The sequence below is a fragment of the Coleofasciculus sp. E1-EBD-02 genome (assembly GCF_040218245.1).
Lineage (GTDB): Bacteria > Cyanobacteriota > Cyanobacteriia > Cyanobacteriales > Coleofasciculaceae > Coleofasciculus.
Genome location: NZ_JAVJQN010000037.1, coordinates 1 through 15,231, shown reverse-complemented (window position 1 = coordinate 15,231; position 15,231 = coordinate 1). Strand labels below are relative to the sequence as shown.

Annotated in this window: 12 protein-coding genes and 1 pseudogene; 10 read left to right on the top strand and 3 right to left on the bottom strand. The window is 46.0% G+C overall.

Features of this window, described 5'->3' with window-relative positions; all coding sequences use genetic code 11:
- Positions 1-3: 3 nt before the first annotated feature.
- Positions 4-1,278 (bottom strand): RNA-guided endonuclease IscB, encoded by a 1,275-nt coding sequence (gene iscB, locus RIC07_RS06440; protein ID WP_446393801.1) that lies wholly within the window; start codon positions 1,276-1,278, stop codon positions 4-6.
- 405 nt (positions 1,279-1,683) lie between these two features.
- Between iscB and psbP the strand changes: the two genes are divergently transcribed.
- From psbP to RIC07_RS06390, 10 genes are all read left to right on the top strand, one after another.
- Positions 1,684-2,223, top strand: a complete 540-nt coding sequence (psbP, locus tag RIC07_RS06435; protein ID WP_446376612.1) for a photosystem II reaction center PsbP — start codon at positions 1,684-1,686, stop codon at positions 2,221-2,223.
- 54 nt (positions 2,224-2,277) lie between these two features.
- The gene (locus tag RIC07_RS06430) at positions 2,278-2,862 is read left to right on the top strand and encodes a Maf family protein (RefSeq protein WP_446393800.1); all 585 of its coding nucleotides are present in this window, start codon (positions 2,278-2,280) and stop codon (positions 2,860-2,862) included.
- 279 nt (positions 2,863-3,141) lie between these two features.
- A complete protein-coding gene (locus RIC07_RS06425; protein WP_446393799.1) occupies positions 3,142-3,567 on the top strand; it encodes a hypothetical protein in 426 nt (141 codons plus the stop codon).
- A gap of 71 nt (positions 3,568-3,638) precedes the next feature.
- Positions 3,639-5,129 (top strand): hypothetical protein, encoded by a 1,491-nt coding sequence (locus tag RIC07_RS06420; RefSeq protein WP_446393798.1) that lies wholly within the window; start codon positions 3,639-3,641, stop codon positions 5,127-5,129.
- 261 nt (positions 5,130-5,390) lie between these two features.
- Positions 5,391-6,191: a hypothetical protein gene (locus tag RIC07_RS06415; RefSeq protein ID WP_446393797.1), complete on the top strand. Its 801-nt coding sequence runs from the start codon at positions 5,391-5,393 to the stop codon at positions 6,189-6,191.
- A 45-nt stretch (positions 6,192-6,236) separates the two neighbouring features.
- Positions 6,237-6,989, top strand: coding sequence for a hypothetical protein (locus RIC07_RS06410; RefSeq protein WP_446393796.1), 753 nt, complete (start codon positions 6,237-6,239; stop codon positions 6,987-6,989).
- A 290-nt stretch (positions 6,990-7,279) separates the two neighbouring features.
- Positions 7,280-10,228, top strand: coding sequence for a two-partner secretion domain-containing protein (locus RIC07_RS06405; protein WP_446393795.1), 2,949 nt, complete (start codon positions 7,280-7,282; stop codon positions 10,226-10,228).
- Between the two features lie 290 nt (positions 10,229-10,518).
- The gene (locus tag RIC07_RS06400) at positions 10,519-10,680 is read left to right on the top strand and encodes a hypothetical protein (protein WP_446393794.1); all 162 of its coding nucleotides are present in this window, start codon (positions 10,519-10,521) and stop codon (positions 10,678-10,680) included.
- Positions 10,649-13,222 (top strand): CHAT domain-containing protein, encoded by a 2,574-nt coding sequence (locus RIC07_RS06395; protein WP_446393793.1) that lies wholly within the window; start codon positions 10,649-10,651, stop codon positions 13,220-13,222. Before RIC07_RS06400 ends, RIC07_RS06395 begins: the two co-directional genes overlap by 32 nt.
- 124 nt (positions 13,223-13,346) lie before the next feature.
- A complete protein-coding gene (locus RIC07_RS06390) occupies positions 13,347-14,009 on the top strand; it encodes a DUF928 domain-containing protein (protein WP_446393792.1) in 663 nt (220 codons plus the stop codon).
- Positions 14,010-14,014: 5 nt separating this feature from the next.
- On the opposite strand, the gene RIC07_RS06385 is transcribed toward RIC07_RS06390, so the two are convergent.
- Both RIC07_RS06385 and RIC07_RS06380 read right to left on the bottom strand, forming a co-directional pair.
- The gene (locus tag RIC07_RS06385) at positions 14,015-15,091 is read right to left on the bottom strand and encodes an RNA-guided endonuclease InsQ/TnpB family protein (RefSeq protein ID WP_446393866.1); all 1,077 of its coding nucleotides are present in this window, start codon (positions 15,089-15,091) and stop codon (positions 14,015-14,017) included.
- Positions 15,092-15,101: 10 nt separating this feature from the next.
- Positions 15,102-15,231 (bottom strand): annotated as a pseudogene (locus tag RIC07_RS06380) (IS607 family transposase); the annotation flags it as partial.

The window sequence follows — 15,231 nt, the reverse complement described above, 5'->3', positions numbered from 1 at the left end:
TGGTCAAAATGCATAGCTATAGCCGTCTTTACGGTGAATCGGTGTGCAGTAATCCAATCGGATTGACCTCCTTTTTTTGTCAATAACGAACTCGCCACGACCATCTGACATCGGGCAAACCCTAGCAGTGAAAGTCCCTTTGTACTTACCTTTGGGAACCACGGCACGTACAATGTCACCTGTGCAGAACCCAAAAATGGGACGTAGTGGACGTGTCTTGACCGGATAGCCAAATTTATTGGTTTGACAGCGTTGCCGCCCACCCATCCCGGTTGCTTTGACTTTCAGGATTCGCTTGGTCAGCACATGAAGCGTCTCGGTTATGCCGACGCAAGCAGCATCTAGCCAATGTTCTTTTGGCAGTCCCAATCGAATCCGGTTGTATTTAGTCTGTCCACCTGTACCACTACTAACGGGTAAACCCATTTTCTTGAGGCTCTCAAACAGCGTCCATCGGGTAGAATTAACAGCGGCTGTATCTAGATGAGGTTGTTTGGTTTGAGCTAATATTCGCTTAAGTAAGTCGGGTTTTTCAAAGAGGAATTGCTCAATGGGTTTTGTCCCTTTCTTTATATTGCACCTTTCACAAGCCAGACACAGATTAGAAATTCGGTTGCTTCCTCCCTGGGCTTTAGGGTGGATATGCTCAACCTGTAAAGGGACATTCTCTGTCTCACAGTAAGCACACTTTCTGTCCCATTTAGCTAGTAAATATTCCCGAACTTCATAACCGAAAAGAGTTCCCTGTTGGTACTCTGTGCCACAGATAAGGGGGTTATCTATTTTTTGAGTGTCAAACCGGACTAACTCTTGTCTGATTTCACCAATCGGCGCCAATTTACACAACCTCTTTACCCAAGTTTCAGTAGTTAAAACTCGGTGCATTAAACTCGGTGGCAACCATCCTTGAGGACGTTTTCGGTTAAGAAACCGTGCTTGGCGGTAGCGAGTCTTCCGGTTTCTGCGTCCTCTCCTGAGAGCCTGACGAGATAAGAGGGCTGACTTAATCTGCTGACCCCGATGCTCTAATTCCATTGCAAAAATCACCTCGTTTCGGTCACTCACCAGCGAAATACCTGTAACTTTTGAACCCGGATCAATCTTGAGAGTAAGCGGATGAACTACCGAATTTTCAACGACTCGTTTAAGAATCAATGTGAACGGATAGCACCGATATACGGCGGTTTTTCCCGCGTCCAATAACTTCCTGGCTTGTGCCGGATGAATTGGATTAAGTGGTTTCTTGTTTGCGTCAATGAGAAAAACGTAATTTGACATCTTCTGTCAACCTTATTACTAAGTAAAGTTTGCCTCGACAATGTTAGATAGGCTTTTTACGAATTCAGCACTACAGCTATAAACCTGTTCACTGATTGCTTAACTGAATTCGACAGAGCCTGATACTGGCGTTTATATCAAGGTGTCGTGACCCGTCTAACGTAGACTGCGGTGAATCTTAGTCTGCACGTTCCGACGCATGTACAGATATGCATAGTTTTGCATAGTTCTGCATAGGTTTTTCAGAACGGTTAGCGTGAGAGTTTTACACTCTGGCGACGTAAACCGTCCCAAAGTGGTTCCTCGTTAACTTTAACCCTGTCCAAGCCAACATGACCGATACTTGATCATTAGTGTACCCGGAAGATGAGACAATAAGAATGCACCAATTCAAAGGATAAAAAGATGCTCAAGACCATTGCCGCCATTTTGCTGCTAGTATTCAGCTTAAGTCTGCATGGCTGCACTGTCGGCGTTAGTGGACTGAAAAGCTATGTCGATACGGCTGACGGTTATGAGTTTCTCTATCCGAATGGTTGGGTGCCGATTAAAGTCACTGATGGACCTGATGTTGTATTTCGGGATTTGATCGAGCCAACCGAAAATGTCAGCGTGGTGATTAACCCCGTTCCAGAGAATACAACCCTCACCGATTTAGGAACGCCTGGGGAAGTCGGTTACCAACTCCAGCAAAATGTGCTTTCGGCGGCGAATTCCAATCGTCAAGTTGAATTAGTTGATGCCAAAGCTCGCGATACGGGAGACAAAACCTATTATCTTCTTGAATATAGTGTCAAACTTCCCAGTCAAAATCGGCATGACCTAGCCACAGCCGTGATCAGTCATGACAAACTCTATACCTTGAATGCTTCAACCACTGAAGAACGTTGGGATAAAGTGCAAGACTTGTTTACCCAAGTCGTTAGTTCGTTTAACGTTTACTAGATTAGGGGTTATTTGTCAAGATAAATGTAACGAATGACAAAGGACAAATGACGAATGACAAAATTCGTTTTAGCCTCCGCTTCGCCAGCACGCCGCCGTTTATTGCACAATGTTGGCATTGAACCCATCGTTTGTCAGAGTGATTTTGATGAATCTCAGGTTAAGGTTACTGATCCGATAGAGTTGGTCAAGACGTTAGCATTACACAAAGCCCAAACCGTTGCGCCTAAATTTAGCGATGCGCTAGTGTTAGGCTGTGATTCAGTGTTAAGCATTCAGGGTGAGATCCACGGGAAACCCGCCAATCCCCAAGAGGCGATCGCCCGGTGGCAAATGATGCGGGGTAGAGTGGGCGAACTCTATACGGGTCATGCCTTAATTGACTTATTACAGGACAAAACAATTATCCGTTGTGGGATAACACGAGTCTACTTTGCCAATGTTAGCGATCGCGCGATTGAAGCGTATGTGGCTACAGGCGAACCACTTAAGTGTGCGGGTTGCTTTGCGCTGGAAGGGCGGGGCGGCTTATTTGTCGAAAAACTAGACGGTTGTCATAGTAATGTTATTGGTCTCAGTTTACCCCTGTTGTATCAGATGCTGCGTGAGCTGGGTTATGAGGTGACAGACTTTTGGTAATCATTTGTCATTTGTCATTTGTCATTTGCTCGGGGCGGGTTTAGTTACTTATAGGTGTAAAGGACAAGATAGTAGTGAAACCCGCCCCTACAGACAGACACGCTCTAGTACGTCTGGAACATGACTCCCTCATCTTCCCCATCTCTCTCATCTCTCCTATCTCCCCCAGCTTCCCATTCCCTGTTCCCTTGTGAGAAAATTTGTTCAGGTGAGGCGGAAGTTTGTTATAGTCAAAGCACTTTGAGTCTATTGTTAAGCTGATATAGCTGGAGCGGATCTATGACAACCAGCGAAGATTTTAAACAGAAACTAAAGGCAGGGAACATTGGCGATGCCTTTACCCTAGCCTTGTCGGAATCGGTGGAGTTGGAAATTACCACCTGGGTGGCTTCCGCCAATTCGCCCCAAACAGAGAAGCCTGCGGCTAATTCCTGTATGCGTACCCGGATTAATATTGTAGAAGGCTCCATCGATAATGAGGTAGGATCTCAATTTATCGGTAATGGTCCCTACACGGAACTACGCCAATTTCATACCCAGCAAGTTCAGGAAGGACGCCAGATTATCCAGAATAATCTGGAAAACTTGCAACAACTCTTTACCGTGTTGACTCGCGTGCAATATCAACCCCAACAGTCAACCCAGCAGCAACTTCGGGAGAGCAATCCAGCTCTGTCGCCTTCGAGTCAGGATAATTTACCCTAATCTTGAAGATAGAGGTTGACAAATCTGGCAGTTTCTGTATTGGTTATCGCCCAAATTCAGGTGAGTTTATTATGGCGTCGAGTGAGGATTTTAGGCAACAACTCAAAGCAGGCAAGGTTCAAGAAGCGTTTGCTGGGGCTTTAGCGGAAGCCGTTCAGTTGAAAATTACCACCTGGGTGGCTGCTGATGCTGAGGAACACGCCGAAACAGCCGCCCAACCCGGTTATCGCCTGCGGACTCAAATTAATACGATTGAGGGAGCGATCGCGAATGAGATTGGGGATCAGTTTATTGGCAATGGTCCCTATCGAGATCTCCTCCCCTTTCATTTAGATCAGGTGGCGCAAGGCAATCAGCTTGTTGAGAATAATCTTAAAAGTTTGCAAAAGCTATTTGAGATTTTAATCGCGCTGCAACATCACAAGACAGGGTTGAGTGAGATAGAATACCCGCCCTTATCCATTCCCCCGCAAGAGACAGCCACCTCATCGGATGCGGGAGTAGCCGCCGCCGAATTGACCGCCCAAACGCCAGATTTGACGACTCCGGATATTCAGGAACAGGTATCTCCTGAATCGACTCCCTCGCCAGAGACAACAGCTTGGGAGGAACAAGAGGAAGAAGATGAGGAAGATGAGGATGACTCGGTGCTAGATTTGCTTGAGTCATTACCCCCTCCTCCACCCCCACCGCTAGAGGATGAAGAGTCCTCAATCCCTGAGGAGGATGCGAGAGATGAATTCATTGAAGCAGAACCAGAACCGCTATCGGATCGCCACGAAGCGGAGTTAGATGAGGAAGACTGGCAAGTTCTCAACGAAGACTGGGGAACATTGGAACTTGAGGAATTGAAGTCACCCCCCTCGGCTGAACCGGATATCCCACCCCAGACAGACATTGAACCCAAACCGAGGGAACCGGAATCGGCTAAAAAAATGCCCAGTTTGGACTCCTTAGAAGAACTAAACCAGGATACTGACGACGATACCGACTGGGATGACTGGGTAGTAGATGAACCAGAATTAGGCGATCGCTCTTTTGCCCAGATGGATAAGGATGAAGACTGGGGTGACTTAGTAGAAGACTTTGACCCCTTCGCCGCCCCTCCACCTGTTGAGGAGTCCCCCTCAGCGTTAAATATTCAGGAAGACTGGGATGAATTTGCCGTTGAGGAACTTGAACCCTATTCTGATTTAACTGAGGTTGATAGTGAGATTGAATGGTCAGACTTGGGTGAAAGCCAAACGTCTGAGTCTACTAGCGATCCCCTGGAAGGCTTAGGTGCTTTACCCGAAGAGTCTGAGGAAAAAGAACTGAATTCAGAATCATCAAGTGATCCCATGGATTTGTTGGGGGATCAAAACCAAGCCGCCGAAAATGTGAATGAGCCGGATTATGAATTCGAGGAACTCTCCTTGGACGAATTTTCCCTAGATGATTTTGATCCCCTAAGCCATCCAGAGGAGGAGAATTGGGAGAAGAAACCCAAATCAACGCAGCAAGGAGAACCACCACCGCCTCCACCTCCTAGCCCCTTTCAGGATAAACATCAGGAACCTTAGGGGAAGCAGGGGGAGCTGGGGGAGCAGAGGGAGCTGGGGGAGCTGGGGGAGCAGAGGGAGATGGGGGAGCAGAGGGAGATGGGGGAGCTGGGGGAGCTGGGGGAGCAGAGGGAGCTGGGGGAGATGGGGGAGCAGAGGGAGATGGGGGAGAGATTCCGTAGAGCGATACAATTGAATGTTGAGTCACGAAGGTTTCCATTTTTGGGAAATTTCGGTAGATGATTGGATGACTGAACAGGTGTTCTAAAAAGGTGTGGGTTGATGACCAATCGCAATCGACAAGAGCATTCAGATGTACCCGTCTCTAAAACCCGAGGCAATAATTCGGGTGTGAATCGAAACATTAATCATTTCTTGCAGTCGTTAGGTGACACACTGATCGACTTCACGGCGCTGGAAGTGAATACGATAGTGGTGGATCATATTAGTGGTCATAAGTTTATTGCCTGGGAAGCCTACCGGGATATTTATCCGATTTCGCCAGGGTATTTAGAACAACAAGGTATCCACGAGTCATTACGCGATCGCTACTTGGAGTTACGCACCAGTCTAGAACGGGAGTATCGGGGACTGTTGAATGATCCAACCTCGGAACTTCATGATCCGACGGTGTATGAGCAGGATAACTCCAGTTTCGCCCATGACTTTGAGCGTACTCCCACTCGTCTCCCCAATCCCCTGGATCTGAAAAGTCCAGAGACAATTGTTGCTATTCAACGACTGTTAGGGAACTGTCGTTTTTTACGGGGGTTGCGTAAACTGGCGGAACTCAAAGCCGCTTTGGATGATCGGAATCAAACGGTGCTACGTTTAGTCTCTCAACAACCCGATCAAGTTGAGATGATTCAACGGATGATCACCACGGATACGATTTGCGCTCAAACCGTGATTCAACTTGATGGTGATGTGATCAACCGTTATGATCAATCCCTGTTTCACCATCCCCAGAAAGAGGTTATTTTGCAAATTCATCGAGAGGGAGTAATCGCCAGTGAACGACAATGGCGCGGACTGTTGGAGTTTATTATTGGTCTAATCAAAGCTACACTGCATAAGTCATAAGGTATAGCGCTGCACGCAGGGCAAAGGAAACAGGGTTTGACGTTTATGAATCAGCATCCTCGTTTAGCATCACCGTCTCACCTGCTTTCTCCACGTCAGAATTTAGCGATCGCCTCTTGTATTCAAGTGGAGGTAGAACGCATTTCTCGCTCTCAGGTTCTGTTTCACGGAGTTCGCTTCACGTTAGATAAAGAAATTTTACATCAGATTCAACAGGCTCAACAGATGGGGGATTCCTTGAAGCTTTCCCGCCAATTACTCACAGATTTGCGATATTACGCTCTCATTGATGACGAAAACCGTTGGCAATCGGGATTAACGTTTTGTACGTACTATCAGCGCGGAAACTCCCAAGAGGCGCTAATGCGAAGTGTGATTGGTATGGATGGTGATATTATGCATCAAATCCAGCGCAATTGTCTAGAACGTCCCAAGTTTTCCCATCAGATTTCAGCGGCGCATTATTGGTTAATTGAACAAATCATGGGTCAGTTGCGTTTGGGTACATTTTTGCCGTTAACTCGGTTAATCAATGGACTCGCTTTGGGATTGGCGTTGCTGATTGCTATGCTGCTAGTGATTCCCTTTATCCCAGTTTTCCTGAAAACCCCTTTCATGCTGATCGCTGCTTTGGTAATGATTGGATTATTTTTCTTTGGATTTCGACACTTGCTTCATTTATTACGTCCAACAGCAAACCAATGGATTATCCGGCGAATTTTAGGCGGATTTCTATCTTCCAAACCTGGCTCCAAGCGTTTCGCTAAGCGACTTTTAACCCGATTGTTTTCTTCTTGATGATCTTAGCGTTACCATTCTCCATTTCCCACGCCCTATCTTGTTGAAAGGATCGTGTTATTCTCTGTAAGCGTTGTGGATGTTGGGTTTCATGCTTCAAGCTAACCTACAGTATCCCTAGAGGCTGTTGTTTTTTATTTTCAGCAAAGAGAAGACGGCTATCAAAGTGGATTTGATATAATAATAGACGCTACGAACAGCATTTTAAGCCTATTCATTCCCCTGAAAGGAATGATCGGTTTGTTTGAGGTGAATCTACCGAATCCTCAGATGTAACCGATAAACAGTCAATGAAGTTTTATTCAACTTATTTTGGTGCGATCGCGCTCCGTACCTGTTGGGCGCTGACATCAGTCACGTCTTGTTGCTTGGTATCCAGCTTGAGCGTGCAAGCGCAAATCGTGCCGGATGGAACGTTACCCGATAATTCTGTCGTTACTCCTAATGGCGATACCTTCACGATTACAGGGGGTACGGCATCAGGGAGTAATTTATTTCACAGTTTTGAGCAGTTTTCAATCCCTAGCGGACAAACTGCTTACTTTAACAATGTCCAGGATGTACAGACTATCCTGACGCGAGTCACCGGGGGAGAAATCTCCACGATTGATGGCATAATCAAGGCTAACTCTGATGCTAATCTCTTTCTGATTAATCCCAGTGGAATTATTTTTGGCGATAATGCTCAGTTAAATATCGGGGGTTCGTTTATTGCTTCAACAGCGAATAGTATTAAGTTGGCGGATGGGAGTTCTTTTAGTGCCACCAATCCCCAAGCACCGCCCCTACTGACGATCAATACTCCCATTGGCTTGCAGTTTGGGTCAAATCCTAAAAGTATTACCAATCAATCAACGGCATTGGCATCACCTAATCTGCCCACTCCTGCCAAAGATATTCCTATTTCCGATAACGTTGGGTTAGCCGTACAACCCGGTAAAACATTAGCTTTAATTGGCGGTGATATTTTCCTCAATGGGGGCAATTTAACCGCGAATGAGGGAAAAATTCTCCTAGGTAGCATTGCTAGTGCTGGGTTTGTTGGGTTGACATCCACGGCTGAGGGATTGCGTTTAAACTATGAAAATAGTCCGAGTTTCGGCACGATTAAACTATCAAACGGAGCCATGCTTAATACGACGGGAGAGGGAGGTGGCAGCGTAGAGATTAGCGGCGAAACGGTCAGTCTCAATGGGGGTAAAATCTATGCCTTAACCTTGGGAAATCGGGACGGTCAAAGTATTGATATTAACGCTAAAACATTTCGGGTTTACGGTGGCTCACAAATTTCTACACTGACACTAGGAAAAGGTAGAGGTGGTGCAGTTAATATCCATGCTACCGATTCCGTAGAAATGAGGGGAATTGGAGCGGATCGTTATCGACTGTTTGTGGGTCAGTATTTACAGTTTGGCGTGATCGACCCGTTTGACCCCCAAATTTTGCTAATAACTGGCACAACTGGTATAGGAAAAGCTGGAACCATCACGATTGATACAGGTAAATTGTTGGTCGAGAATGGAGGTGTTTTTGGTAGTCCTACGTCGGGTACAGGTAACGCGGGAAATATAATGATCCGTGCTGAGGTTTTCGATTTAGTTGGTTCTGTCATGAACAGTGGCACAATTGCAGGCAGTACGGGTACAGGAGGAAATATTACCTTTGAGGGAAAACGTTTAACTGTGCGTGATGGTGCGGCGTTGATTAGCGTGACGCGCGATCGCGGTGCATCGGGGGATATTTACCTGAAAGCGTCAGAATCGGTAGACGTGCTGCGTACTCCTGATGGTAGTCCTGTCGCTACTTTAATTGGTTCTACCGCAGGCGGAATCAATGGTCAAGCTGGAGATATTACGATTGACACAAAACGGTTGAGGATTGCTGGAGGAAGTGGCATTAGTTTATCCAGTGGTGCAGTGATTGGCAACCAACCTTTAAATACAACGGGGGGATCTGGAGGAAATTTAACCGTTAAGGCGACTGAATCAGTCACAATCGAGGGAATTTCTGGAGTCTTGGCAAATGGAAGTCGGGGTCCGAGTTTCATTTCTGCTGATGCGAATGCGGCGAATCGGGGAGGGAGTATGATGATTTCTACGCCTGTACTCACTCTCCGAGATGGAGGCGTGATTACTACGGCATCATTAGGGAGAGGCGATGCTGGAAGTATCACCATTGATGCCGATCGCGTCGAGGTAATTGGCAATCAGGGTCAAGATGAATTTAACAGTCAAATTCAAACCTCTGTAGGGATTGCATCTCGCGTAATTAATCCGAATGCGACGGCGAATGGAGGGTCATTGAATCTGAATGTGGGAGAATTAACTCTGGACAAGGGCGGAACACTGAATTTGCAAGCATTGGGTTCGGGACAGGCGGGAAATATTAATGTTTTAGCCGACGCGATCGCACTTGATAATCAAAGCAGCATTGATGGCACAACAGCATCGGGTGGAGGCGCAAATATTAACCTGCAAGCGCAGAATATCTTGTTGCGTCGTGGGAGTCGAATTAGTACGGATGCAGGTAATGCGGATGGTGGTAATATCACGATTAATACTGATACTTTAGCTGCTGTACCTGAAGAAAATAGCGACATTACAGCTAATGCCGAAAAAGGATTTGGTGGTCGAGTCAGTGTTACCGCTCAAGGGATTTTCGGTATTCAGTTTCGCGAGAAATTAACCCGATTCAGTGATATTACAGCGACTTCGGAGTTGGGTGCTGAGTTTAGTGGAACCGTGCAAATTGATATCCGAGGAATTGATCCAGCCCAAGGATTAGCAGAGTTACCTACAACGCTTACCGATTCTAGTAATCAAATTGCTCAAACTTGTTCATCTCAAGCGCGAAATAATAGCTTGGTTGTGGTTGGGCGAGGGGGATTACCCCCAACTCCGGGTGAGGCGTTGAATTCTGCTCCGGGTTGGATTGATTGGCGAGTTTCTGGAAGTGGGGGAGCTGGGGGAGCTGGGGGAGCTGGGGAAGCTGGGGGAGCAGAGGAAGCTGGGGGAGCTGGGGGAGCTGGGGGAGCTGGGGAAGCTGGGGAAGCAGAGGAAGCTGGGGAAGCTGAGGAAGTTAGCTCAACACTTAATACTCAAACTCCTTTGGTTGAGGCTACAGGTTGGATAACACAGCCAGATGGAACGATGGAATTGGTGGCGGAAACGTCGGCGGAAATATCCTCTAATTCTTCCTATTCACAACCGTGTCAGGAAAATCACGCTATTAAGAATTAAGCCTTGCTGAATTAATAGGGTTGAAACCATTGCCCATTGCCTATTCCCTATTGCCTCTCCCCACCACAAGACTTATTCAGCAGACCCTAATTAAGCCTTGAATTGAAGTACAAGTCTCACCAATCACCTTTGGTTTAAACTCAAGTAAACGCGAAATTCATCTAAAGACAACTGGATAAAAGTTTCAGTCCACTTTAGTGGACTTGAGCTATTAGCCCGGAGTTTGAACTCCGGGCGTCGGGCGTCGGGCGGGTGTCGGGACTCAAATCATGACAAATGACAAATGACAAATGACAATTCTCACTGTTAACTTGAATTTTTCCTACTTAGTCACTCATGAACTTATTACGATTACCGCACAAAATAATTGCCAGAAACCTAGTAGTTATATTCATTCTTTGTACGCTGCTTGGGTTCCTGATGGCTGTGGGTGTTCATGGCGCGACAAGTGAGAGTGGGGTTGAGATACTAAATCCAACCGACAAGGTTAACATGGATGTTGAGCGATCGCGTGTTTTCTTCCCTTCACCAAAAATAATAGCAGCTCAACCTGATTCTCACCTCCAAACGGGACAAATCCTCTATCAAACTGGACAATATTCAGCCGCCGCCAATGTTTGGAAAGAAGCCGCTTCTGAGTTTGAGTCTCAAGGGGATAAACTGCATCAAGGACTAATTCTCAGTTATTTGGCACTGGCTTATCAACAACTGGGACAATTCCCGGAAGCGGAAGCTACGATAAATCAAGCCTTGACGTTGATCAAAAATAAAACCTCACCATCTTCTCAATTTATCATTGCCCAAATTTTCAACAATCAAGGACAACTACAATTTAACCAGGCAAAATATACAACGGCTCTGGAAACTTGGAAAAAAGCGGAAAAGCTCTATCGAGAATTAGGCGATTCCACGGGTGAGATTGGCACTCAAATCAACCAAGCCAGAGCCTTACAAGCCCTAGGGTTTTATTTACGTGCCAGAACAATGTTAGAACAAGTTGAGGCTTCGCTGAGCCGCCAAGCTGACTCCCACCTTAAACTGGTTGGGCTACTGAATTTGGGGAACGTGCTGCGCGTTGCTGGCGATTTTGCCACGTCTCAAAATATTCTTGAACAAGGTTTAGTTGTAGCGCAACAACTGCAATCGGATGGGGATATTCAGGTGGCTTGGCTGAGTTTAGGAAATCTTGCCGAAGCTCAACAGCTACCTCAAATAGCACTCGACTATTACCAAAAAGTTGCCGCCCAAAATAGTCCGGTTCAGCTACAAGCCCAAATCCATCAACTTAAGCTTTTGGTTCAACTCAATCGCTTGCAAGAGGCTCAAAACTTAGTTTCCCTGATTCAAACACAACTGGCGAATTTACCGCCAAGTCAAACCACTATTTACGCTCAAATTGAACTAGCTGATAGTCTGGTTAAACTCAATTCTCAGGATTTTACTAAAGCCGCTCAACTCTTAGCAATGGCTCAAAAACAGGCAAAACAGTTAGGAAATATTCGTGCTGAATCTTATGCTTTGGGTCGTTTAGGACAAGTTTATTTGCAAACAAAACAGTGGGACGAGGCGAAACAGTTAACGGAAAAAGCCCTCCGTTTAACCGAGGCAATTCATGCTGAGGAAATTGCCTATCAATGGCAGTGGCAAATGGGAAAATTGCTGTTTAAAACTGGGGATATAAACAGCGCGATCGCCTCGTACACAGAAGCCGTTAATACCCTACAATCCCTACGCCAAGATTTAGTGGCAATTAACCCAGATGTGCAGTTTTCATTTCAGGAACAGGTTGAACCCGTTTATCGGGAATTGGTGGATTTACTTTTACAACCGATTCCCGGAAAAGCGGAAGAAGTCAGTCAAGCTAACCTCAAACAAGCGCGAACCACGATTGAATCTCTCCAATTGGCGGAACTGGCTAATTTCTTTCGGGAAGCTTGCTTAGATACTCAGTCGGAAGCTATTGATCGCATCGATCCAACGGCGGCTGTTATTTATCCGATTATTCTACCCGATTCCCTGCGGGATAGTTCTAATTCTCGCTTGGAAGTAATCCTTTCCCTACCGGATCAATCATTGAAACATTACAGCACAAATCTATCTCAAGCCCAAGTCGATGAGGCAATTAACCGAATGCGCCAATCCTTTAGACGCACATCTTTTGCCGAAGAACGATTATCTATTGCCCAAGAAATTTATAGCTGGTTGGTACAACCCGCCGCCGAGGATTTAAATCGCCAGTCAATTAAAACATTAGTGTTTGTTCTGGATGGTTCCCTGCGGAATCTACCGATGGCAGCTTTACATGATGGGAAACAGTATTTAATTGAACAGTATCGAATTGCGATCGCGCCCAGTTTACAACTTTTAACAACTGAACCCTGGGCAAGACGCCAGTCTAAAGCCTTACTGGGGGGTTTAAGTGAAGGAAAACCCAACTTTTCGCCTCTACCGGGAGTGAAGCAAGAAGTTAAGGACATTGACGCCACTGTTTCAGCAACCGTTTTACTGGATCAACAGTTCACTACTCAGGCGCTAGAAACTCGTGTCAAAACTCAACCCTATTCCATTGTTCACCTCGCCACTCATGGTCAGTTTAGCTCTAAACCTGAAGACACCTTTATCCTTACTTGGGATGGGCGGTTGGATGTTCAACAATTAAATATATTATTAACCAACCGCGAATTATCGAACTCGCCTCCCTTGGAACTTTTAGTCCTAAGTGCTTGCCAAACGGCGAAAGGAGATACACGAGCCGCGTTGGGATTGGCAGGGGTCGCGGTGCGTTCTGGGGCGCGTAGTACCCTGGCGACTCTTTGGACGGTTAATGATGAATCGACCGCAACGTTTATGAAACAGTTCTACAAAGAGCTTTTTACTCCCAACATCACAAAAGCCGAAGCGGTAAGACGCGCTCAACTGCATTTACTCAAACAACCAGAGTCAAGTCATCCTTACTTTTGGGCATCATTTATTTTGGTCGGGAATTGGCTCTAGTCCAGAAAAAAACTTGATATGTCAAACTAGATTTAAAACCCTTACAAAATTTATAATGATGACTACATCCTCCTGGAGAATGATATCTGTATTCTTATCCTTGTCAGTAGTGGTAGCGCCATTTATGACAGCGAAAGTTTGGGCAGATTCTCCGGTTACCGTTAGCTTTAACCCTCCTCCCGGTAGGAATATGCCCCGTGGCGGTACAGTTGGCGGCGGTTCTCGTCCCGTGCAGCTCACCTGTTTAGCCAATCCATCGGCAAACTCGCGTTCTTTGACGGCTGTAGCGCCCGGATCTCATATCGGGTTATCTCAAAGCGATCGCCCCAATTTCTTCGTGTCTATCCCCCAAACCACTGCCCAAACCATGGAATTTAGCCTGTTTGACGAGGAAATGAACGGGATTTATCAGGTGAGTATTCCGGTGTCTCAAACGGGTTTGGTTAGAGTTGGCTTACCGGATACAGCACCCTCTCTAGCGCCGGATCAGCCCTACTACTGGACAGTTGCCCTTGTTTGTAATCCGAGCGATCGCATGGAAGACTGGGTTGTGGGCGGTTGGGTGGAACATATCCCAATTAGTAACCCGTTACAGCAACAGTTAGAGAATGTCACTGCCTTAGAAAAAGTGTCCCTCTATGCCCAAGAAGGGTTTTGGTACGATGCCCTCACTATATTAGTGGAACTTCAGCGCAGCCAACCCAATAATCCCGCCGTGGCTACCAGTTGGACGGAATTAATGCAATCCGTGGGATTGGAGGAGATCAGCTTAACTATACCGATGTAATTTTGCTAACATTTGCTAACAATGCACTCTAAAAGACAAGCTCTTAGAGAGGGGATATCTCCCAAAGCCCGCAGGAAAATCCCACGAGCGCCATTGATGTCCCTGTCCATCCGAAATCCATCACCACCAATAATGACTTTTTTTCCACCGAGATTGGAAATGATTTCACCTGTCCAGCTTACGGTTTTACTGGTGTAGGCTTCATTGCAATCAATTACAACTTTGCCTGCCTCAAACGCTTTGTGCTTCAGAAACATCTCAAAGCGGTAATGCGCCCAAGACAACATTTGCCTAACTGACTTAGATCTGAGTTTTCTTGTGGACTTAACCACCATTTGAGATACGTCAAACGTCGGGAGCAAAATGACATCAAAATTATCGACTAAGAATCGAGCAACTTTGTGATGCATCTCGTCAATTAAATGGCGAATTCTCAACCTCAATCGGTCAGCCGCCTTTTTTAATCTCCGACGTTGTTTGGCTTTGGCTTTAGTTATACGGGAAATTAAATCATCAAGGTAATAACAGAGTCGTTGGATGCGTCCAATATCTCCTGTCCCTATCCAACCAAAGCTATCTTCGGTAAACAGAGTCAGGAAAGACCGAACACCGGGATCTAGTGCCACGACCCGTCCTTGATTCTCGGATTTAATTCGTGGCACGTCATGGGGAACGCAGATGTAGTGTTGACCGTGATGGAACACCAATCGACAATCCCCAATATTATCGGGTAACTGTTCTGTGTAGCGTATCTTACCCAATATTGTGTGGTATATTCCTAAGTTGGTTACGGCTGATTTAGGAATATAACAAGACTGAATTCTGTCTTTACGGGAACGAAACTTAACTTTTTGGACTTGCCCCGTTTTCTTGTATTTCTTCTTGGCTTCTCTTACGGCTGCACAAGCGTCCTTAATAGCTATTGACTTAATTTGATAGGGAACACTTGAACACCACTCTGGCAATGAGTTCAATAACCCTCCCTTGATTGCCTTCCAGTTAGCCTTAGTGTCGGGTTGCTGCAAATATTCAACAGTTCTGTTAAAAACAAACCTTGATACTCCCATCCATCTTTTGACCAGGTTTCTCTGCTCAGGGTTTAGGTAGATTCGGATCTTCTTTGATTTTCTTACCGTACTTTCTCCAGTCCTGCATTCGGCAAGAGAAGACATGGACAATGGAGAGTAAATCCTGGGTAAGCTCTGATTGCGGACAGTATACA